Source organism: Enterobacter chuandaensis, assembly GCF_003594915.1.
In the GTDB taxonomy this organism is placed as follows: domain Bacteria; phylum Pseudomonadota; class Gammaproteobacteria; order Enterobacterales; family Enterobacteriaceae; genus Enterobacter; species Enterobacter chuandaensis.
Map to the genome: position 1 here is coordinate 264,783 of NZ_QZCS01000003.1, position 22,053 is coordinate 286,835.

Below are 22,053 nucleotides of genomic sequence, written 5' to 3' on the forward strand. Positions count from 1 at the left end.
GCTAATGGCTACGATTCATGTAGACGGCAAAGAATACGAAGTCAACGGGGCGGACAACCTGCTGGAAGCTTGTCTGTCTCTTGGCCTCGATATTCCGTACTTTTGCTGGCATCCGGCGCTGGGCAGCGTCGGTGCTTGCCGCCAGTGTGCGGTGAAGCAATATCAAAACGCGGAAGACACGCGTGGTCGCCTGGTGATGTCCTGTATGACGCCAGCCACCGAAGGCACCTTTATTTCGATTGATGACGAAGAAGCCAAACAGTTCCGTGAAAGCGTGGTGGAATGGTTGATGACCAACCACCCGCACGACTGTCCGGTTTGTGAAGAGGGCGGTAACTGCCACCTTCAGGATATGACCGTGATGACCGGCCACAGCTTCCGTCGCTATCGCTTTACCAAGCGTACCCACCGTAACCAGGACCTGGGGCCGTTCATCTCTCACGAAATGAACCGCTGCATCGCCTGCTACCGCTGCGTGCGTTACTACAAAGACTACGCGGACGGTCAGGATCTGGGCGTATATGGCGCACACGATAACGTCTACTTCGGTCGTCCGGAAGACGGAACTCTGGAGAGCGAATTCTCCGGTAACCTGGTAGAAATCTGCCCGACCGGCGTATTCACGGATAAAACGCACTCCGAGCGCTACAACCGTAAATGGGATATGCAGTTTGCACCAAGCATCTGCCAGCAGTGCTCCCTCGGCTGTAATACCAGCCCGGGTGAACGCTACGGCGAACTGCGTCGTATCGAAAACCGCTACAACGGTACCGTTAACCACTACTTCCTGTGCGACCGCGGTCGTTTCGGCTATGGCTATGTGAACCTGAAAGACCGTCCGCGTCAGCCGGTTCAGCGCCGTGGCGACGATTTCATTACCCTGAACGCCGAGCAGGCGATGCAGGGCGCGGCAGATATTCTGCGCCAGTCGAAGAAAGTGATCGGTATCGGCTCCCCGCGCGCCAGCATCGAAAGCAACTTCGCGCTGCGCGAGCTGGTGGGTGCGGAAAACTTCTATACCGGTATCGCCCAGGGCGAGCAGGAACGTCTGCAGCTGGTACTGAAAGTGCTGCGTGAAGGCGGTGTTCATACCCCTGCGCTGCGCGAAATTGAATCTTATGATGCGGTTCTGGTGCTGGGTGAAGACCTGACGCAAACCGGCGCACGCGCGGCTCTGGCGGTTCGTCAGGCGGTGAAGGGTAAAGCACGTGAAATGGCAGCGGCGCAGAAAGTGGCCGACTGGCAGATTGCGGCGATCCTCAACATCGGCCAGCGCGCGAAGCATCCTCTGTTTGTGACCAACGTTGACAATACCCGTCTGGACGATATCGCTGCGTGGACCTACTGCGCGCCGGTTGAAGATCAGGCGCGTCTTGGCTTTGCGATTGCCCACGCGCTGGACAGCAACTCGCCAGCCGTCGAACTGGATCGCGACCTGCAAAACAAGGTCGACGTGATTGTTCAGGCCCTGGCGGGTGCGAAGAAACCGCTGATTATTTCTGGTACCAACGCCGGCAGCGCGGAGATCATTCAGGCGGCAGCCAACGTTGCCAAAGCCCTGAAAGGCCGCGGTGCTGATGTGGGTGTGACCATGATTGCCCGTGCGGTGAACAGCATTGGTCTGGGCATGATCGGCGGCGGCTCGCTGGAAGAAGCGTTAAGTGAACTGGAATCCGGTTCCGCTGACGCCGTTGTGGTGCTGGAAAACGATCTGCATCGCCACGCGTCTGCCGCTCGCGTTGACGCCGCGCTCTCCAAAGCGCCGCTGGTGATGGTGATTGACCATCAGCGCACCGCGATCATGGACAAAGCGCACCTGGTGCTCTCTGCGGCAAGCTTCGCAGAAAGCGACGGTACGGTTATCAACAACGAAGGCCGCGCACAGCGTTTCTTCCAGGTTTATGACCCGGCGTACTACGACAGCAACACCGTGATGCTGGAAAGCTGGCGCTGGCTGCACTCCCTGCACAGCACCGTACAGAGCCGTGAAGTGGACTGGACGCAGCTCGACCACGTTATCGACGCGGTAGTCGAAAAACTGCCTCAGCTGGCAGGCATTAAAGATGCCGCACCTGAAGCAAGCTTCCGCATTCGCGGCCAGAAACTGGCGCGTGAACCGCACCGCTACAGCGGCCGTACCGCAATGCGCGCCAATATCAGCGTGCACGAACCGCGCCAGCCGCAGGATAAAGACACCATGTTCGCCTTCTCCATGGAAGGGAACAACCAGCCGTCTGCGCCGCGTTCGCAAATCCCATTCGCATGGGCGCCAGGCTGGAACTCCCCGCAGGCATGGAACAAGTTCCAGGCTGAAGTGGGTGGCTCCCTGCGCCACGGCGATCCGGGCGTGCGTCTGATTGAAGCCTCCGAAACCGGTCTGGACTTCTTCACCACCGTACCGGCGAGCTTCCAGGCGCAGGATGGCAACTGGCGTATCGCGCCGTACTACCATCTGTTCGGTAGCGACGAGCTGTCCCAGCGTTCACCGGTCTTCCAGACCCGTATGCCGCAGCCGTACATCAAGCTCAACCCGGCGGATGCCGCGAAGCTTGGCGTTAACGCGGGCGCAAACATTGCCTTTAGCTATGACGGTCAGACAATCAGCCTGCCGCTGATTATCTCTGAAAGTCTGACAGCAGGGCAGGTGGGTCTGCCGATGGGTATGCCTGGCATCGCGCCGGTTCTGGCGGGTGCGCGTCTTGATAATCTGCAGGAGGCAAAAGCATGAGTTGGTTAACGCCGGATCTTATCGACATCCTGCTGAGCATTCTGAAAGCGATTGTTATCCTGCTGGTGGTGGTCACCTGCGGCGCGTTCATGAGCTTTGGTGAACGTCGTCTGCTCGGTCTGTTCCAGAACCGTTACGGACCGAACCGCGTGGGCTGGGGTGGTTCACTCCAGCTGGTCGCGGACATGATCAAGATGTTCTTTAAAGAGGACTGGATCCCGCGCTTCTCTGACCGCGTGATCTTTACTCTGGCACCGATGATCGCCTTCACCTCGCTGCTGCTGGCGTTTGCTATCGTTCCGGTCAGCCCGACCTGGGTGGTTGCTGACCTGAACATCGGCATTCTGTTCTTCCTGATGATGGCAGGCCTCGCGGTTTACGCGGTGCTGTTCGCAGGCTGGTCCAGTAACAACAAATACTCCCTGCTGGGTGCGATGCGTGCTTCCGCGCAGACGCTGAGCTACGAAGTGTTCCTGGGTCTCTCCCTGATGGGCGTGGTGGCGCAGGCCGGTTCATTCAACATGACCGACATCGTCAACAACCAGGCCGACATCTGGAACGTTATCCCGCAGTTCTTTGGGTTTATTACCTTTGCTATCGCGGGCGTGGCCGTGTGTCACCGTCACCCGTTTGACCAGCCAGAAGCCGAACAGGAACTGGCCGACGGTTACCACATTGAATATTCCGGTATGAAATTCGGTCTGTTCTTCGTGGGCGAGTACATCGGTATCGTCACCATTTCCGCGTTGATGGTAACGCTGTTCTTTGGTGGCTGGCATGGCCCGTTCTTACCGCCGTTCATCTGGTTCGCGCTGAAAACCGCGTTCTTCATGATGATGTTCATTTTGATTCGCGCAGCGTTACCGCGTCCGCGTTATGACCAGGTAATGTCCTTCGGCTGGAAAGTGTGCCTGCCGCTGACGCTCGTCAACTTGTTGGTAACGGCAGCTGTCATTCTCTGGCAGCAGCCATAAGGGGCTATAGACCATGACCTTAAAAGAATTACTGGTAGGCTTCGGTACCCAGGTACGCAGTATCTGGATGATCGGCCTGCACGCGTTTGCCAAACGCGAAACCCGGATGTACCCGGAAGAGCCGGTATATCTGCCGCCGCGCTACCGTGGCCGTATCGTGCTGACGCGCGACCCGGACGGCTCCGAGCGCTGCGTTGCCTGTAACCTGTGTGCGGTAGCGTGTCCGGTAGGCTGTATCTCTCTGCAGAAAGCAGAAACGGTAGACGGCCGCTGGTACCCTGAGTTCTTCCGCATCAACTTCTCACGCTGCATCTTCTGCGGTCTGTGTGAAGAAGCGTGCCCAACCACGGCGATTCAGCTGACTCCAGACTTCGAGCTGGGTGAGTACAAGCGTCAGGACCTGGTGTACGAGAAAGAGGATCTGCTGATTTCCGGTCCGGGCAAATACCCGGAATATAACTTCTACCGGATGGCGGGTATGGCAATCGACGGCAAAGATAAGGGCGAAGCAGAGAACGAAGCCAAGCCTATCGACGTCAAGAGCCTGTTACCGTAAGGAGAGGGCAATGGAATTCGCTTTTTATATCTGTGGCCTTATCGCCATCCTGGCTACGCTGCGAGTGATCACGCACACCAATCCGGTGCATGCGCTGCTGTACTTAATCATCTCGCTGCTGGCCATTTCCGGGGTGTTCTTCGCACTGGGCGCGCACTTTGCCGGTGCGCTGGAAATCATCGTCTACGCCGGGGCCATCATGGTGCTGTTCGTGTTCGTGGTGATGATGCTGAACCTGGGCGGCTCTGAAATTGAGCAGGAACGTCAGTGGTTAAAACCGCAGGTGTGGATTGGCCCGGCAATTTTGTCGGCCATCATGCTGGTGGTGATCGTTTACGCCATTCTGGGCGTGAACGATCAGGGCATCGACGGCACGCCAATCGGCGCTAAAGAGGTGGGTATCACACTCTTTGGCCCATACGTTCTGGCGGTGGAACTGGCCTCTATGCTGCTGCTGGCAGGCCTGGTTGTGGCTTTCCACGTTGGCCGCGAAGAGCGTGCTGGCGAGGTGCTGAGCAACCGCACTGACGACCGCGCGAAAAGAAAAACGGAGGAGCGCGCATGATCCCCTTAACACATGGACTGATCCTCGCTGCGATTTTATTCGTTCTGGGTCTGACCGGTCTGGTTATCCGCCGTAATCTGCTGTTTATGCTGATCGGTCTGGAAATCATGATTAACGCCTCCGCGCTGGCCTTCGTGGTCGCCGGAAGCTACTGGGGCCAGACCGATGGTCAGGTGATGTACATTCTCGCCATCAGCCTCGCGGCTGCCGAAGCGAGTATTGGCCTGGCGCTGTTGCTGCAGCTCCATCGTCGCCGCCAGAATCTGAACATCGATTCAGTAAGTGAGTTGCGTGGATGAACATGCTTGCCTTAACCATTATTTTTCCGCTGATTGGCTTCGTGCTGCTGGCGTTTTCTCGCGGCCGCTGGTCTGAGAATCTGTCTGCCACCGTTGGCATGGGCTCTGTCGGTCTGGCTGCGCTGGTCACAGCGTATGCGGGTATCGACTTCTTTAACAACGGGCGTCAGCCTTTCAGCGTACCGCTGTGGACCTGGATGTCGGTCGGTGACTTCAACATCGGCTTCAACCTGGTGCTGGACGGCCTCTCGCTGACCATGCTTTCCGTGGTCACCGGCGTCGGCTTCCTGATCCACATGTTCGCCTCCTGGTATATGCGCGGTGAAGAGGGTTACTCCCGCTTCTTCGCCTACACCAACCTGTTTATCGCCAGCATGGTCGTTCTGGTGCTGGCCGATAACCTGCTGCTGATGTATCTGGGCTGGGAAGGCGTTGGTCTGTGTTCTTACCTGCTGATCGGTTTCTACTACACCGATCCGAAGAATGGCGCAGCGGCCATGAAAGCGTTCGTCGTGACCCGCGTGGGTGACGTCTTCCTCGCGTTCGCGCTGTTCATTCTATACAACGAACTGGGCACGCTTAACTTCCGCGAAATGGTGGAACTGGCGCCAGCGCACTTCGCAGCAGGCAACAACATGCTGTGGTGGGCAACGCTGATGCTGCTGGGTGGTGCCGTGGGTAAATCCGCGCAGCTGCCGCTGCAGACATGGCTGGCCGACGCGATGGCGGGTCCAACCCCTGTCTCCGCGCTGATCCACGCCGCGACCATGGTCACCGCCGGTGTCTACCTGATTGCGCGTACTCATGGCCTGTTCCTGATGACCCCGGAAATTCTGCATCTGGTGGGTATCGTCGGTGCGGTCACGCTGGTGCTGGCAGGCTTTGCCGCGCTGGTGCAGACCGACATTAAACGCGTTCTCGCGTACTCCACCATGAGCCAGATTGGCTACATGTTCCTGGCGCTGGGCGTTCAGGCATGGGACGCAGCCATTTTCCACCTGATGACGCACGCGTTCTTTAAAGCGCTGCTGTTCCTCTCATCCGGTTCGGTTATCCTGGCCTGCCATCACGAGCAGAACATCTTCAAGATGGGCGGACTGCGTAAGTCCATCCCGCTGGTGTATGTCTGCTTCCTGGTGGGCGGCGCGGCGCTGGCGGCACTGCCGCTGATCACCGCGGGCTTCTTCAGTAAGGACGAAATCCTTGCGGGTGCCATGGCGAATGGTCATATCAATCTGATGGTTGCGGGTCTGGTCGGTGCGTTCATGACCTCCCTGTATACCTTCCGTATGATTTTCATCGTATTCCACGGTAAAGAACAAATTCACGCTCACGCAGGGAAGGGGATTACCCACCACCTGCCGCTGATTGTGCTGCTGGTACTCTCCACCTTCGTTGGCGCGATGATTGTGCCACCGCTGCAGGGCGTACTGCCAGACACCACCGAGCTTGAGCACGGTCGCGTTCTGACGCTTGAAATCACCTCTGGTGTGGTCGCTATCGCGGGCATCCTGATCGCAGCATGGCTGTGGCTGGGCAAACGTACGCTGGTGACTGCCGTTGCCAACAGTGCGCCGGGCCGTCTGCTGGGCACCTGGTGGTACAACGCGTGGGGCTTCGACTGGCTGTACGACATGATCTTCGTTAAGCCGTTCCTGGGCATCGCGTGGCTGCTGAAGCGCGACCCGCTGAACAGCCTGATGAACATCCCGGCGATCCTCTCCCGCTTTGCAGGTAAAGGCCTGCTGTACAGCGAGAACGGTTACCTGCGCTGGTATGTGGCGTCCATGAGCATCGGTGCGGTTGTCGTGCTGGCGCTGCTGATGGTGTTGCGTTGATCGTTAAGTGAATTTTATTCGAATTCGTTGAAAATCAGGCCCCTGCTGGGGGCCTTAAAAAGGAATGTAAATCGCCATGTTACTACCCTGGCTAATATTAATTCCCTTCATCGGCGGCTTCCTGTGCTGGCAGACCGAACGCTTTGGCGTGAAGATGCCGCGCTGGATCGCGCTGATCACCATGGGATTGACGCTCGCGCTTGGCCTGCAACTGTGGTTGCAGGGCGGTTACTCACTGACCCAGTCTGCGGGCATTCCGCAGTGGCAGTCTGAGTTCATCCTGCCGTGGATCCCGCGTTTCGGCATTACGATCCACCTGGCGATTGACGGTCTGTCGCTGCTGATGGTGGTGCTGACCGGCCTGCTCGGCGTTCTGGCGGTACTCTGCTCCTGGCGAGAAATCGAAAAATACCAGGGCTTCTTCCACCTGAACCTGATGTGGATCCTGGGCGGCGTGATCGGCGTGTTCCTTGCCATCGACATGTTCCTGTTCTTCTTCTTCTGGGAGATGATGCTGGTGCCGATGTACTTCCTGATCGCGCTGTGGGGCCACAAGGCGTCCGACGGTAAAACGCGTATCACGGCGGCAACCAAGTTCTTCATCTATACCCAGGCGAGCGGTCTGGTGATGTTGATTGCCATACTGGCGCTGGTGTTCGTTCACCACAACGCAACCGGCACCTGGACCTTCAACTACGAAGATCTGCTGAAGACGCCAATGTCGCACGGCGTCGAATACCTGCTGATGCTGGGCTTCTTCATCGCGTTCGCGGTGAAAATGCCGGTCGTTCCGCTGCACGGCTGGCTGCCAGACGCGCACTCTCAGGCACCAACGGCGGGTTCCGTTGACCTGGCGGGCATCTTGCTGAAAACGGCGGCCTACGGTCTGCTGCGTTTCGCGCTGCCGCTGTTCCCGAACGCCTCCGCAGAGTTCGCTCCGATTGCCATGTGGCTGGGTGTGATCGGTATCTTCTACGGCGCCTGGATGGCCTTCACGCAGTACGACATCAAGCGTCTGATTGCTTACACCTCCGTTTCCCACATGGGCTTCGTGCTGATTGCTATCTACACCGGCAGCCAGCTGGCGTACCAGGGCGCGGTGATCCAGATGATTGCGCACGGTCTGTCCGCAGCCGGTCTCTTCATTCTGTGTGGTCAGCTGTACGAACGTCTGCATACCCGCGACATGCGTATGATGGGCGGCCTGTGGAGCAAAATAAAATGGCTGCCAGCGCTGTCCATGTTCTTCGCGGTGGCTACCCTGGGGATGCCGGGCACTGGTAACTTCGTCGGCGAATTTATGATTCTGTTCGGCAGCTTCAAAGTGGTACCGGTGATTACCGTGATCTCCACCTTTGGTCTGGTGTTCGCTTCCGTCTACTCGCTGGCGATGCTGCACCGCGCTTACTTCGGTAAAGCGAAGAGCGAAATTGCTGCACAAGAACTGCCGGGGATGTCGCTGCGTGAGCTGTTCATCATCCTGCTGCTGGTCGTACTGCTGGTGCTGCTGGGCTTCTTCCCGCAGCCGATTCTGGATACCTCGCACAGTGCGATGGGTAACATCCAGCAGTGGTTTGTTAATTCTGCTTCTACTACAAGGCCGTAATTCGCCATGACAATAACTCCACAACAACTGATCGCGCTGCTACCGCTGCTGATCGTCGGATTGACGGTGGTGGTTGTGATGCTCTCCATTGCGTGGCGACGCAATCACTTCCTGAATGCCACGCTGTCGGTCATCGGCCTGAACGCCGCGTTAGTCTCTCTCTGGTTTGTTGGCCAGGGCGGGGCGATGGACGTCACCCCGCTGATGCGCGTTGACGGTTACGCCATGCTTTACACCGGTCTGGTGCTGCTGGCGAGCCTGGCAACCTGTACCTTTGCGTACCCGTGGCTCGAAGGCTACAACGACAACAAAGAAGAGTTTTACCTGCTGGTACTGATTGCCGCGCTGGGCGGCATTCTGCTGGCGAATGCGAACCACCTGGCCGCGCTGTTCCTCGGTATTGAGTTGATCTCTCTGCCGCTGTTCGGCCTGATTGGTTACGCCTTCCGTCAGAAGCGCTCTCTGGAAGCGAGCATCAAGTACACCATTCTGTCTGCTGCTGCGTCCTCGTTCCTGCTGTTTGGTATTGCGCTGCTGTACGCACAGTCCGGTAACCTCTCCTTCATGGCGCTCGGCAAGAGCCTCGGCGACGGCATGCTGCATGAGCCGCTGCTGCTGGCGGGTCTGGGCATGATGATTGTTGGCCTTGGCTTCAAACTCTCTCTGGTGCCGTTCCACCTGTGGACGCCAGACGTATACCAGGGCGCTCCGGCTCCGGTGTCGACCTTCCTGGCGACGGCGAGCAAAATCGCTATCTTCGGTGTGGTCATGCGTCTGTTCCTGTACGCGCCGGTAGGTGACAGCGAAGCGGTTCGCGTGGTGCTGGGCATCATCGCGTTCGTCTCCATCATCTTCGGTAACCTGATGGCGCTGAGCCAGACCAACATCAAGCGTCTGCTGGGCTACTCGTCTATCTCTCATCTGGGCTACCTGCTGGTGGCGCTGATTGCGCTGCAGAGCGGTGAGATGTCGATGGAAGCCGTAGGCGTGTATCTGGCCGGTTACCTGTTCAGCAGCCTCGGCGCGTTTGGCGTGGTGAGCCTGATGTCCAGCCCGTACCGTGGTCCGGATGCCGATTCACTGTTCTCCTACCGTGGTCTGTTCTGGCATCGTCCGATCCTGTCCGCGGTAATGACCGTGATGATGCTCTCTCTTGCGGGTATCCCGATGACGCTGGGCTTTATCGGTAAGTTCTACGTGCTGGCCGTCGGTGTGCAGGCGCACCTGTGGTGGCTGACTGCGGGCGTGGTAATTGGCTCCGCGATTGGTCTCTACTACTACCTGCGTGTGGCCGTGAGCCTGTACCTGAGCGCGCCTCAGCAGCTCAACCGCGATGCGCCATCCAACTGGCAGTACAGCGCCGGTGGTATCGTAGTGCTGATCTCTGCGCTGCTGGTGCTGATCTTCGGTATCTATCCGCAGCCGCTGATTGATATCGTGCAGCGAGCGATGCCGCTGATGTAAAAACAAAAAACCCGCCTCGGCGGGTTTTTTTATGGTTTGCGCCCTCTCCCTGTGGGAGAGGGATGGGGTGAGGGCACCAGCCCGCACAGGACCTAAGCCAGCTGCTTCCTGCTTATAAGCGGCCCATCAATCTTCTTCATCGAGCGATCCAGCACCTCTTCAATCACCGACGACAGCTCGTTCAGCTCAAACTTCGCCACATACCCGTCCGCCTTCACTTTGCGAATATGATCTTCGTTGGCGTTGCCGGAAAGGGAGGAGTGGATCACCACCGGAATATCCTTCAGAACCGGGTCGGTTTTGATTTTGCGCGTCAGCGTAAAACCGTCCATCTCCGGCATTTCGAGGTCGGTCAGCACCAGAGCGATCTTATCGGTGATCGGCACACCCTCGGCCTGCGCCTGTGCGGCCAGCACGCCAATTTTCTCCCACGCGTCTTTGCCGGTGATGTGCAGCTGCGCCGGGATCTCCATCGCCTGCAGACCTTTTTCCAGCATCGAACGCGCCACTTTAGAATCTTCCGCCACAATCGCCACAGACCCCGGCTTGATGTTGAACTTGGTGGTTTTCAGATTGGTGGCGTGCAGATCGTGGTTGGCCGGGGTGATGTCATACAGGATCTGCTCAACGTCCAGTACCATCGCCAGATCGTTGGTATCCGTTTTCTCATCCAGGCAGGCAATACTGGTGATGTAGCGACCGCTGACGGCGGTTTCCGCCGCGTGCACCTGCTTCCAGTCCAGACGCATGATGTTCTCAACCGATTCCACGGCAAAGGCCTGTACGCTGCGGGCATATTCGGTGATCAGCAGGATGTTCAGCCCGGTGGTGGGCTTACAGCCTGCCACGGCGGCCAGGTCAATCACAGGAATGACCTGATCGCGAATATTTACCATCCCCATCAGCGGAGACTTCATCCCGGCGGGTTTCGTGAATTCCGGCATCGGCACAATTTCACGCAGCTTAAAAACGTTAATGCCAAACAGCTCGGATTTATTTTCGTTCAGAGAGGTGCCAAGACGGAACAGCAACAGTTCAAAACGGTTCGACAGGGTGAGATTCGCCCTGTCATCAATATCTTTCTGGAAATTATCCATTCTACCCTCGAGAGAAATGCTGACCTTTTAATCGTTATCGGCATTCTGAGAGAAAAATGAAGGGCTAAACGCTGACCTTAGCGAAATCTTCGGCCAGCTCACACGCCGGGAACACCGCCAGACACTCTGCCAGCAGGCTTTCACATCCCCGTGCGTCGTAGCGAGAGCTGACGTGAGTGACGATCAGCCTCCCGACGACCGCGTCGCGGGCAAGCTGCGCCGCCTGACGCGTGGAGCTATGGCCCCGGCCGTTGGCTTTCTCTTCCATCGCCGTTTCCAGCGTGGCTTCGTGCACCATCACGTCCACGCCCTGGGCAAGCTGCAGGGCGGCAGGGCACGGCGCTGTATCGCCAAAGATCGCCAGCTTCTTGCCCGGCTCGGGGGCGGCGAGATAATCCTGGCCGTTGATGGTGCGACCGTCCTCCAGCGTAACGCTCTCGCCCTGTTTGAGTCGCTGGAACAGCGGCCCTGGCTTTACGCCGTCGGCAACAAGCGCGCCGGCATTCAGCGCGCCGGGTTTATCATGCTCTTCCACGCGATAGCCGTAGCACTCCACCGGATGGTTAAGCGGGTAAGCACGCACCTGATAATCCCCGTCATCGAATACCAGACCTTCGGCGATCTCAACCACCTCCAGCGGATAATCGGTCCACGATCCGCTCAGGCGCAGCGTGGTTTCAACAAATTCACGAATTCCCGCAGGCCCGTAAATCGTCAGCGGGTTGGCGTTACCGGCCATCGAGCGGCTGCACAGCAGGCCGGGAAGGCCAAACAGATGGTCGCCGTGCAGGTGAGTGATAAAAATTTTGTCCAGCTTGCCGGGATGATACGCGGTGTGCAGCAGCTGATGCTGCGTCCCTTCCCCGCAGTCAAACAGCCACAGCCCGCCGCGGGTTGGGTGCTTAAGATCCAGCAGAATTGCCGTCACGTTTCGTGAGCGGGTTGGCACGCCGGCGGACGTACCCAGAAAAATCAGTTCCATAACGCAATTAGCCCTTTGCCGTACGGGAAGGGGTTTAGTATAACGTGATGAACCCCAGGAAGGAGACTGACATGATCCAATGGCAAGATTTACACCACAGCGAGCTTACCGTTCATTCCCTTTACGCGCTGCTTAAACTGCGCTGTGAAGTGTTTGTGGTTGAACAGACCTGCCCGTATCAGGATATCGATGGCGATGACCTCATTGGCGAGAACCGCCATATTCTCGGCTGGAAGGATGACGAGCTGGTGGCGTATGCGAGGATTCTGAAAAGCGAAGACGATTTTGAGCCCGTTGTGATAGGCCGCGTCATCATCAGCGGTAAGGCGCGCGGCGAAAAGCTGGGCTACCAGCTGATGGAAAAAACGCTGGAAGCGTGCCAAAAACAGTGGCCGGACAAGGCGTTATACCTGGGCGCACAGGCGCATTTGCAATCCTTCTACGGCCATTTTGGTTTTACGCCGGTGACTGACATCTACGACGAAGACGGTATTCCGCATATCGGCATGGCGCGGGAAGCGAAACAGGCGTAATGGCGCGTCGTTGTCTATAGTTAGCGAACTGGTGTACTAACATGGAGAAAAATATGTCATTTCAATCCTGGGATACCCGTATCGACGACGACCTGACCTTACTGAGCGAAACGCTGGAAGAGGTGTTACGTTCCTCGGGTGACTCTGCCGATCAGAAATATATTGAGCTGAAAGCCCGTGCCGAACAGGCGCTGCACGACGTTAAAAACCGCGTCAGCCATGCGTCTGATACGTACTACTACCGCGCCAAAAAAGCGGTTTATCGTGCCGATGATTACGTCCATGAAAAACCCTGGCAGGGCATTGGGGTGGGTGCTGCCGTAGGCCTGGTGCTGGGGCTGCTGTTAGCTCGTCGTTAATGCGCTTAACCACTCCCTATACGTGGGTACTGCTATTTATCGCCAGTACCCCGTATAATATGAGGTTTTAACAGGGAGAGGTTCGCGTGAATTCGATTTTCCTCGCGCTGGAGCAACTGCGTACCCAGCTTTCGCAAGCGTTGCCTGCGACATCCGGCCTGCGTCATTTCGACGTCTCTTTCCCGTTAAACGATGCCTTCGATCCCCTCGCCTGGCTGGGCGAGCAGCAGTGCTATCCACAGTTTTACTGGCAGCAGCGTAACGGCGATGAAGAGCTGGCCGCGCTGGGTGCGGTCACCCAATTCTCCTCTCTGGCGTTAGCCTCACAGTTTTTAAGCGCGCAACACGCGCCTGATGATACCCGTATCTGCGGCCTGAACGCCTTTAACCCTGAGCAGGGCAACCTCTTTTTACCGCGCCTGCTGTGGCGACGTACCGCTGGCCACGCCACGTTGCGCCTGCAGCTGTGGAGCGACAGCTCGCTTGAGGACGATGCCGACACCGCGCGGGCGTTCTTACAGTATTTGCTTCCCGCCAGACCGATCCGCCCGCTCTCCGTGCAGGTTAAGCGTGAAACCCATTACCCGGAAAAACCGCAATGGCTGAGCCTTATCCGTAAGGCGACAGAGACCATCGCGCATGGTGATTTCGAAAAGGTGGTTCTTGCGAGGGCGACCGATTTGCAGTGCAGGCAGCGCGTTAACCCCGTCGCGCTGATGGCCGCCAGCCGCGCCCTGAATTTAAACTGCTATCATTTCTGCATGATTTTCGACGCCAGCAATGCCTTTCTCGGCTCCACGCCCGAGCGTCTCTGGCGGCGGCGCGGCACGCTGCTGCGCACCGAAGCGCTGGCGGGCACCGTCGCCAGCCATACTGACGATAAACAGGCGCAGCGACTGGGCGACTGGTTGCTGAATGATGATAAAAACCAGCGCGAAAATATGTTGGTTGTGGAAGATATCTGCCAGCGTCTTCAGCACCACACGCAGGCGCTGGAGGTGTTGCCCGCTCAGGTCGTCCGCCTGCGTAAAGTGCAACATTTACGCCGCTGTATCTGGACCGAACTCAAACAGGCCGACGATGAACTGTGCCTGCACGTGCTGCAGCCGACGGCAGCCGTAGCCGGGCTACCGCGACAGCCTGCGCGCGAGTTTATTCAGCACGTTGAACCCTTTAACCGCGAATGGTACGCCGGATCGGCCGGGTATTTATCCCCCGAACAAAGCGAATTCTGCGTGGCGTTGCGCTCGGCGCGCGTACAGGATGACGCCCTGCGGCTTTACGCCGGGGCGGGCATTGTCAGCGGGTCAGACCCGGAACAGGAGTGGCAGGAGATAGAAAATAAGGCCGCTGGATTGCGTTCTCTGCTCCTAAGGGATTAATACTGATTCGCGCAATCCCGATTCATATCAAAATTCCAATTTTTTCTATTATTTATACTGTGTCGCATTCTTGATACCGGACAATCTCATGTCAGTAAGTTCTTTTAACCGACGCTGGGCGGCGGTGATCCTTGAAGCCCTGACGCGCCATGGCGTCAGGCATGTGTGTATTGCACCGGGTTCTCGTTCAACGCCGCTGACGCTGGCGGCGGCTGAAAACCAGGCATTTGTTCACCACACCCACTTTGATGAGCGCGGCCTGGGGCATCTCGCGCTCGGGCTGGCGAAGGTCAGCAAAGAACCCGTGGCGGTGATTGTCACTTCCGGTACCGCCGTGGCGAATCTCTATCCGGCCCTGATTGAAGCCGGGTTAACCGGTGAAAAGCTGATCCTGCTCACGGCCGACCGTCCGCCTGAGCTAATCGACTGCGGCGCCAATCAGGCCATTCGCCAGCCGGGACTCTTTTCTTCGCACCCTTCGCAGACGGTTTCGCTACCGCGTCCCACCCAGGATATCCCGGCAAGCTGGCTGGTCTCCACCGTCGATCACGCCATGGCGACATTGCGTAGCGGGGCGCTGCATATCAACTGTCCGTTTGCCGAACCGCTGTACGGCGAACTGGACGATACCGGCCTTAACTGGCAGCAGTCGCTTGGCGACTGGTGGCAGAGCGAAAAACCGTGGCTGCGCGAGCTGACGCATCTTGAGAGCGCGAAACAGCGCGACTGGTTTTTCTGGCGACAAAAGCGCGGTGTGGTCATCGCCGGGCGCATGAGCGCCGCCGAAGGCAGGCTGGTCGCCGAATGGGCGCAAACCCTCGGCTGGCCGCTGATTGGCGACGTGCTTTCCCAGACCGGCCAGCCGCTGCCGTGTGCAGACCTCTGGCTGGGTAATGCGAAAGCGGTTACTGAGCTTTCGCAGGCGCAGATTGTGGTCCAGATCGGCGCAAGCCTCACCGGAAAACGTCTGCTGCAGTGGCAGGCAACCTGCACCCCGGAAGAGTACTGGCTGGTGGATGCGCTGGAAGGGCGACTTGACCCGGCGCATCACCGCGGTCGTCGTCTGGTCAGCAGTATCGATGCCTGGCTGACGCTTCATCCGGCGGAAAAGCGCAAGCCCTGGGCGGTGGCGATCCCGGAACTGTCGCGTCAGGCGTGGGAAATCGCCAAAGCGCGCTGTGAGGCATTCAGCGAGGCCGGGCTGGCGCACCGCATTCACCAGTATCTGCCGGAACAGGGGCAGCTGTTTGTCGGTAACAGCCTGGTTGTGCGGCTGATTGACGCCTTTTCGAAGCTGCCAGCGGGCTATCCGGTGTACAGCAATCGCGGTGCCAGCGGCATCGACGGGCTGCTCTCCACGGCGGCAGGAGTGCAGCGCGCCAGCGCGAAATCAACGCTGGCGATCGTGGGCGATCTCTCCGCGCTCTACGATCTCAACGCGCTGGCGCTCCTGCGTCAGGCGTCCGCACCGTTTGTGCTGATCGTCGTGAACAACAACGGCGGGCAGATTTTCTCCCTGTTGCCAACGCCCCAGAGCGAGCGCGAACGCTTTTATCTGATGCCGCAGAACGTGCAGTTCGAACACGCCGCGGCGATGTTCAGCCTGAAATACCATCGCCCGGAAAGCTGGGAACAGCTGGATGCGGCGTTAAGCACCGCCTGGAAGCAGCCGGGCGCGACGCTGATTGAGCTGGTGGTGAATGATGCCGACGGCGCGCAGACCCTGCAAAGCCTGCTGGCGCAGGTGAGCCAGCTGTGATCCTCTCAGGCGTGCAGCAGGCTGGAAAACCGGGTTATCCCTGGCTGGTCTTTTTGCACGGTTTTTCCGGCGACTGCCGCGAGTGGCAGGCCGTCGGGAAGGATCTGAGCGAGTATTCCCGGCTCTATCTTGACCTGCCGGGCCACGGTGAGTCCGGGGATATTGCCGTGACAGGGTTCGACGAGATGAGCAAATTGCTCACCCGAACTCTGCTTAGTTACAACATACTGAAATTCTGGCTGGTGGGGTACTCCCTCGGCGGCCGCATTGCGATGTTTCATGCCAGCCAGCAGCCGAAGGGGCTGCTGGGGGTGATTGTTGAAGGTGGACATCCGGGCCTGCAGGATGACGATGAGCGTCACGCGCGGTGGGCATCCGACCACCGCTGGGCGACGCGTTTTCGTACCGAACCGCTGAATAACGTCTTTACCGACTGGTATCAACAGCCCGTGTTTGCCTCCCTCACCGATGCCCAGCGTAATGCGCTTGTTGCCCTGCGCAGCCAGAACAACGGCACAACGCTGGCGATGATGCTTGAGGCAACGTCGCTGGCCGTGCAGCCCGATTTGCGCGCCGCGCTCTGCGCACGCAATTTCTCCTTTGATTATCTCTACGGTGAACGTGATGAGAAATTTGCGGCCCTTGCCGCAGAGCTCAACGCCGTTCGCCATGTCATTCCCAACGCCGGACACAACGCCCACCGGGAAAATCCCGCTGCGGTCGCGGCGAGTCTGGCTCAGATACTGCGTCTTCGAATAAAGGACACTCTATGATCTATCCTGATGAACACATGCTTTACGCCCCGGTTGAATGGCAGGACTGCTCCGAAGGTTACACCGACATTCGTTACCATAAATCCGCTGACGGCATTGCCAAAATCACCATCAACCGTCCGCAGGTACGTAACGCCTTCCGTCCGCTGACCGTCAAAGAGATGATTCAGGCCCTGGCGGATGCGCGCTATGACGACAACATTGGCGTAATTGTCCTGACTGGGGAAGGGGACAAAGCGTTCTGCTCCGGCGGCGATCAGAAAGTGCGCGGCGACTACGGCGGATACCAGGACGATGCGGGTACGCACCACCTGAACGTCCTCGATTTCCAGCGCCAGATCCGCACCTGCCCGAAACCGGTTGTCGCGATGGTGGCGGGCTACTCCATCGGCGGCGGCCACGTGCTGCACATGATGTGCGATCTGACCATTGCCGCTGAAAATGCCATCTTCGGCCAGACTGGCCCGAAAGTGGGATCTTTCGACGGCGGCTGGGGTGCCTCCTATATGGCGCGCATCGTCGGGCAGAAAAAAGCCCGTGAAATCTGGTTCCTGTGCCGTCAGTACAACGCGCAGGAAGCGCTGGATATGGGCCTGGTGAACACCGTGGTGCCGATTGCCGATCTTGAAAAAGAGACCGTTCGCTGGTGCCGTGAAATGCTGCAAAACAGCCCGATGGCGCTGCGCTGCCTGAAAGCGGCCCTCAACGCCGACTGCGACGGTCAGGCGGGTCTGCAGGAGCTGGCGGGTAACGCCACCATGCTGTTCTACATGACCGAAGAGGGTCAGGAAGGACGCAACGCGTTTAACGAAAAACGCCAGCCGGACTTCAGCAAATACAAACGGAATCCGTAATGCGTCGCGCGCAGGTTTACCGCTGGCAGATACCGATGGACGCGGGCGTGGTGCTGCGTGAACGGCGGTTAAAAACCCGTGACGGCTTCTTCGTGCATCTGCAGCAGGACGGGAGGGAAGGCTGGGGCGAGGTTTCGCCTCTGCCGGGCTTTAGCCTGGAATCGCTGGATGAAGCTCAGGCGGCGCTGTTGGCGTGGACAGAACAGTGGCATGAGGGCGCAAACCCGGCATTACCGGACGTGCCTTCCGCCGCTTTCGGTATCAGCTGCGCGCTGGCGGAGCTCGACGGTAGCCTGCCGGAAGAGGCTGACTACCGCGCGGCACCGCTCTGCACGGGCGATCCTGACGAGCTGTTCGCACAGCTCTCCGCCATGCCTGGCGAGAAAGTGGCGAAAATTAAAGTCGGTCTCTACGAAGCGGTGCGTGACGGAATGGTCGCTAACCTGCTGCTGGAAGCGATCCCCGACCTGCACCTGCGTCTGGATGCCAACCGCGCATGGACGCCGCTTAAGGCGCAGCAGTTCGCGAAGTACGTTAATCCGGCGTACCGCAGCCGCATTGCCTTCCTCGAAGAGCCGTGCAAAATCCGCGATGACTCGCGCGCGTTTGCCCGCGAAACGGGGATTGCCATCGCCTGGGATGAAAGCCTGCGCGAGGACGATTTTGAATTTGTTGCCGAGCCCGGCGTCAGCGCGGTGGTGATTAAGCCGACGCTGACCGGCAGCCTGGCGAAAGTGCGCGAGCAGGTCGCGGCAGCACACGCGCTGGGGTTGACGGCGGTGATCAGTTCGTCGATTGAGTCCAGCCTGGGGCTGACCCAGCTGGCGCGCATTGCCGCCTGGCTAACGCCGGACACGGTTCCCGGCCTCGACACGCTGAACCTGATGCAGGCGCAGCTTCTTCGCCCGTGGCCGGGCAGCGCGCTGCTGTGTCTCGACGCAGAGACGCTGGAGCCGCTGCGATGAGTTTTACCGACTGGCCCTGGCGGCACTGGTGCGCGCAGTATGCTGAAAAACCGGCCCTCAGGCTGAACGACGAGGTGCTTAGCTGGCAGCAGCTGTGCGCGCGCGTCGACCGCCTTGCGGCAGGGTTTCACCAGCAGGGCGTGGAGGAGGGCGACGGCGTACTGCTGCTGGCCTATAACCATCCGCAAACGCTGCTGGCATGGCTGGCGCTGCTTCAGTGCGGCGCACGTATTCTTCCCGTTAATCCGCAGCTGCCGCGTCCGCTGCTGGACGTATTACTCCCGCAGATGACGCTGCGCTTTGCGCTGGTGCTGGACGGCCGCTACGACGGCCTTACTGCATTGAGCCTGCGCGAGCCAGAGGATGCGTACTACGCTGCGTGGCAGCCGGCGCGGCTGGCCTCCATGACGCTCACCTCCGGCTCCACCGGGCTGCCGAAAGCGGCGGTGCATACCTGCGCCGCCCATCTTGCCAGCGCCCGCGGCGTGCTGTCGCTGATGCCCTACGGGGATAACGACGACTGGCTGCTTTCGTTGCCGCTGTTTCATGTTTCCGGCCAGGGAATTTTATGGCGCTGGCTGCAGGCCGGTGCGCGCTTAACCGTGCGCGAAAAGCAGCCGCTGGAGCAGGCGCTGCGCGGCTGCACTCACGCCTCGCTGGTGCCGACCCAGCTCTGGCGTCTTCTGAATAACGAAAGCCACATCGCACTGAAAGCGGTGCTGCTTGGCGGGGCGGCCATTCCCGTGACGCTGACGCAAAAGGCCCGTGAGCAGGGGATTCGGACGTACTGCGGCTACGGCCTGACCGAGTTTGCCTCGACCGTCTGTGCAAAAGAGGCTGACGGCGATCCAGATGTAGGCCGTGTGCTGCCGGGCAGAGAGGTGCAGGTCGTTAACGGTGAAGTCTGGATCAAAGCGCAGAGCATGGCTTCCGGCTACTGGCGGGACGGCGCGCTAATTCCGCTGACCAACGCGCAGGGCTGGTTTGCCACCCGCGATCGCGGGGAATGGCATGGGGACCGTCTGACGATTTTAGGCCGCATGGACAATCTCTTTTTCAGCGGAGGAGAGGGGGTCCAGCCGGAATCGCTGGAGCGCGTTATTGCCGCGCACCCGCAGATTAACCAGGTGTTTATCGTCCCGCTGGACGACGCCGAGTTTGGACAACGTCCGGTGGCGGTGGTGGAGTGTGAGCCGGGAACGGATATCACCCGTTTCCCGGAATGGGTTCAAGGCAAACTGGCGCGCTTTGAGCAGCCTGTTCACTGGCTTGTGCTGCCGGCTGAGCTAAAAAATGGCGGGATTAAGATCTCCCGCCAGGCGTTAAAGCAGTGGGTCAATGCCCAGCTGTCCATATAATTAGCCGATATCCGGCTCCGGTTTGCGCTGACGGCGACGCAGCAGGCGTAATACCGGCGGCACCACAATCACCATGACCGCCAGCGCTAACAGAACCTTCGCGACGCTGCTGTCCCACAGTATCGACATATTGCCGTTGCTGATGGAGAGGGCGCGGCGCAGGTTCTGTTCCAGCATCTCACCCAGCACAAAGCCCAGAATCAGCGGTGACATCGGGAAGTGCATTTTTCGTAAGATGTAACCGAACACGCCCAGAACCACCATCAGCACCAGGTCAAACGTGGTGCTGTGCACCGCGTACACTCCCACCGCAGAGACGGCGGCAATGGCGGGCACCAGGAACCACAGCGGAATGGTCAGCATCCGGGTGAACAGCCCAATCAGCGGGATATTCATCACCAACAGCATGACGTTGGCGATCAGCAGCGCGGCAATCAGCCCCCAGACAATATCGGGCTGCTCGGTGAACATCGCCGGGCCGGGCGTGATGTTATAGAGCGTCAGCGCGCCCATCATCACCGCCGTGGTGCCGGATCCCGGCACGCCCAGCGTCAGCATCGGGATAAACGAGCCGCAGGCCGAGGCGTTATTGGCCGCCTCGGGCGCCGCGACGCCGCGAATATCGCCTTTACCAAAGCTGTCGCTGTTGCCGCTGAGCTTTTTCTCGGTCATATAAGTGATGGCGCTGGCGATGGTCGCCCCGGCACCCGGCAGAATGCCGACGAAGAAGCCAATTACCGACGAGCGCAGCGTGGTGCCGATGCACTGCGCGCCCTCTTTGGCGTTAAAGAGCATCCGGCCGGTTTTGCGCACCAGCGTCTGCCCGCTGCTGGTATGCTCCAGCATCAGTAAGATTTCCGAGACAGAGAACAGGCCGATCACGACGACAATGAACTGCACGCCGTCGGACAGGTGAACGCTGTCGAAGGTAAAGCGATAGACCCCGGTGTTGGCATCCACGCCGACGGTGGCTAACCCTAAGCCAATCAGCGCGGACAAAAACGACTTCAGCGGATTCTGCGCCATCATGCTGCCGAGGCAGGCAATGGCGAACACCATCAGGGCAAAATATTCTGCCGGACCAAACGCCAGAGACCACTGGGCCAGCGCAGGGGCAAACAGAATGATGCCGCCAATGGCAATCAGCGAGCCAAAGAATGAACTGACCGCAGAGATGGAGAGCGCCACGCCGCCGCGTCCCTGCCGCGCCATCGGGTAGCCGTCCAGGGCGGTCATGATCGCCGCCGCATCCCCCGGTACGTTAAGCAGGATCGACGAGATGCGCCCGCCGTATTCACAGCCGATATAGACCGTGGCCAGCAGGATCAGCGCTGATTCCGCGGGCAGATGCAGGGCAAACGCCAGCGGGAGTAATATCGCCACGCCGTTGATCGGCCCAAGGCCCGGCAGCAGGCCGACAATCGTGCCCACGAAACAGCCGATCAGGGCGATCACCAGGTTTTCCGGGGTCATCGCCACGGCGAACCCCTGCGAGAGGTAAATCCAGGTATCCATAGCGTGCTCCGTTAATTAAGCCAGGCGCCGAGCGGTAACGTCACGTCCAGCAGGCGGTCAAAGGCGTACCACAGTAAAATCCCCATCACCACGCCTGAGATCCCCGCCGCGGGGAGGGTGGCGTTAAACAGCATGCCGATGACCATCGTCAGAATGGCGGTCGCCACCGGGAAGCCGAGCCATTCAAAGCCCCAGGCATACATCAGCAGGACAATCACCATCACCAGCAGACGCTGCAGAATGCGACGCGGCGGCCACTCGACGGTGTCCGGGTGGCGAAGCAGCAGCGCCACCGAGCAGAGCAGCATCAGGCCGACGATGCCCATCGGGAAGGGGCGGGGTCCCACGGGTTCATAGCTGTATTCGCTGTGGATCTGCCAGGCGACAAACATCCCGCCAATGCAGAGCAGCAGCCATATCCCGGCAAAAATACGATCGCTCATAGC

20 protein-coding genes are annotated in these 22,053 nt (G+C 59.1%); 16 read left to right on the forward strand and 4 right to left on the reverse strand.

Annotated elements, in window-relative coordinates; genetic code table 11:
• Positions 1–4 precede the first annotated feature (4 nt).
• The 8 genes from nuoG to nuoN all read left to right on the forward strand — a co-directional run bounded on the left by nuoG (position 5) and on the right by nuoN (position 10,030).
• Positions 5–2,728: an NADH-quinone oxidoreductase subunit NuoG gene (gene nuoG, locus D5066_RS06900; RefSeq protein WP_080328556.1), complete on the forward strand. Its 2,724-nt coding sequence runs from the start codon at positions 5–7 to the stop codon at positions 2,726–2,728.
• Positions 2,725–3,702, forward strand: a complete 978-nt coding sequence (gene nuoH, locus D5066_RS06905; RefSeq protein ID WP_008500211.1) for an NADH-quinone oxidoreductase subunit NuoH — start codon at positions 2,725–2,727, stop codon at positions 3,700–3,702. The genes nuoG and nuoH overlap by 4 nt, the downstream gene beginning before the upstream one ends.
• A 13-nt stretch (positions 3,703–3,715) precedes the next feature.
• Positions 3,716–4,258, forward strand: a complete 543-nt coding sequence (gene nuoI / locus D5066_RS06910) for an NADH-quinone oxidoreductase subunit NuoI (RefSeq protein ID WP_003861491.1) — start codon at positions 3,716–3,718, stop codon at positions 4,256–4,258.
• 10 nt (positions 4,259–4,268) lie between these two features.
• Entirely contained in the window at positions 4,269–4,823 is a 555-nt protein-coding gene (gene nuoJ, locus D5066_RS06915; protein ID WP_008500212.1) for an NADH-quinone oxidoreductase subunit J, read from the forward strand.
• Complete coding sequence (nuoK, locus tag D5066_RS06920; protein WP_003861496.1) at positions 4,820–5,122, forward strand: NADH-quinone oxidoreductase subunit NuoK; 303 nt, start codon at positions 4,820–4,822, stop codon at positions 5,120–5,122. Before nuoJ ends, nuoK begins: the two co-directional genes overlap by 4 nt.
• Complete coding sequence (gene nuoL, locus D5066_RS06925; protein ID WP_023325763.1) at positions 5,119–6,960, forward strand: NADH-quinone oxidoreductase subunit L; 1,842 nt, start codon at positions 5,119–5,121, stop codon at positions 6,958–6,960. The genes nuoK and nuoL overlap by 4 nt, the downstream gene beginning before the upstream one ends.
• 76 nt (positions 6,961–7,036) lie before the next feature.
• Positions 7,037–8,566 (forward strand): NADH-quinone oxidoreductase subunit M, encoded by a 1,530-nt coding sequence (gene nuoM, locus D5066_RS06930; protein WP_023312532.1) that lies wholly within the window; start codon positions 7,037–7,039, stop codon positions 8,564–8,566.
• A 6-nt stretch (positions 8,567–8,572) separates the two neighbouring features.
• Entirely contained in the window at positions 8,573–10,030 is a 1,458-nt protein-coding gene (gene nuoN, locus D5066_RS06935; RefSeq protein ID WP_061097547.1) for an NADH-quinone oxidoreductase subunit NuoN, read from the forward strand.
• Positions 10,031–10,122: 92 nt separating this feature from the next.
• Here the strand turns inward: nuoN and D5066_RS06940 are convergent, their stop codons facing one another.
• Positions 10,123–11,127 (reverse strand): chemotaxis protein, encoded by a 1,005-nt coding sequence (locus tag D5066_RS06940; protein ID WP_116338576.1) that lies wholly within the window; start codon positions 11,125–11,127, stop codon positions 10,123–10,125.
• A 64-nt stretch (positions 11,128–11,191) separates the two neighbouring features.
• Positions 11,192–12,109, reverse strand: coding sequence for a ribonuclease BN (rbn, locus tag D5066_RS06945; protein WP_119915442.1), 918 nt, complete (start codon positions 12,107–12,109; stop codon positions 11,192–11,194).
• A 71-nt stretch (positions 12,110–12,180) separates the two neighbouring features.
• On the opposite strand from rbn, the gene D5066_RS06950 reads away from it, so the two are divergent.
• The 8 genes from D5066_RS06950 to menE all read left to right on the forward strand — a co-directional run bounded on the left by D5066_RS06950 (position 12,181) and on the right by menE (position 20,092).
• A complete protein-coding gene (locus D5066_RS06950) occupies positions 12,181–12,642 on the forward strand; it encodes a GNAT family N-acetyltransferase (RefSeq protein ID WP_119915443.1) in 462 nt (153 codons plus the stop codon).
• A gap of 53 nt (positions 12,643–12,695) precedes the next feature.
• A complete protein-coding gene (gene elaB / locus D5066_RS06955; RefSeq protein ID WP_119915444.1) occupies positions 12,696–13,001 on the forward strand; it encodes a stress response protein ElaB in 306 nt (101 codons plus the stop codon).
• A gap of 86 nt (positions 13,002–13,087) precedes the next feature.
• Positions 13,088–14,383 (forward strand): isochorismate synthase MenF, encoded by a 1,296-nt coding sequence (gene menF, locus D5066_RS06960; protein WP_119915445.1) that lies wholly within the window; start codon positions 13,088–13,090, stop codon positions 14,381–14,383.
• Between the two features lie 88 nt (positions 14,384–14,471).
• Positions 14,472–16,142 (forward strand): 2-succinyl-5-enolpyruvyl-6-hydroxy-3-cyclohexene-1-carboxylic-acid synthase, encoded by a 1,671-nt coding sequence (menD, locus tag D5066_RS06965; RefSeq protein WP_119915446.1) that lies wholly within the window; start codon positions 14,472–14,474, stop codon positions 16,140–16,142.
• Positions 16,139–16,915 carry a 2-succinyl-6-hydroxy-2,4-cyclohexadiene-1-carboxylate synthase gene (menH, locus tag D5066_RS06970; RefSeq protein WP_119915447.1) on the forward strand — a complete coding sequence of 259 codons (777 nt, stop codon included), beginning with the start codon at positions 16,139–16,141 and terminating at the stop codon, positions 16,913–16,915. The genes menD and menH overlap by 4 nt, the downstream gene beginning before the upstream one ends.
• Positions 16,912–17,769, forward strand: coding sequence for a 1,4-dihydroxy-2-naphthoyl-CoA synthase (gene menB, locus D5066_RS06975; RefSeq protein ID WP_080328564.1), 858 nt, complete (start codon positions 16,912–16,914; stop codon positions 17,767–17,769). The genes menH and menB overlap by 4 nt, the downstream gene beginning before the upstream one ends.
• Positions 17,769–18,734 carry an o-succinylbenzoate synthase gene (gene menC / locus D5066_RS06980; RefSeq protein ID WP_119915448.1) on the forward strand — a complete coding sequence of 322 codons (966 nt, stop codon included), beginning with the start codon at positions 17,769–17,771 and terminating at the stop codon, positions 18,732–18,734. Before menB ends, menC begins: the two co-directional genes overlap by 1 nt.
• Positions 18,731–20,092 carry an o-succinylbenzoate--CoA ligase gene (gene menE / locus D5066_RS06985; RefSeq protein ID WP_119915449.1) on the forward strand — a complete coding sequence of 454 codons (1,362 nt, stop codon included), beginning with the start codon at positions 18,731–18,733 and terminating at the stop codon, positions 20,090–20,092. Before menC ends, menE begins: the two co-directional genes overlap by 4 nt.
• Here the strand turns inward: menE and D5066_RS06990 are convergent, their stop codons facing one another.
• Together D5066_RS06990 and D5066_RS06995 are read right to left on the reverse strand one after the other, a co-directional pair.
• Entirely contained in the window at positions 20,093–21,607 is a 1,515-nt protein-coding gene (locus tag D5066_RS06990) for a tripartite tricarboxylate transporter permease (RefSeq protein WP_119915450.1), read from the reverse strand.
• An 11-nt stretch (positions 21,608–21,618) separates the two neighbouring features.
• Entirely contained in the window at positions 21,619–22,050 is a 432-nt protein-coding gene (locus tag D5066_RS06995) for a tripartite tricarboxylate transporter TctB family protein (protein ID WP_080328568.1), read from the reverse strand.
• Positions 22,051–22,053 lie beyond the last annotated feature (3 nt).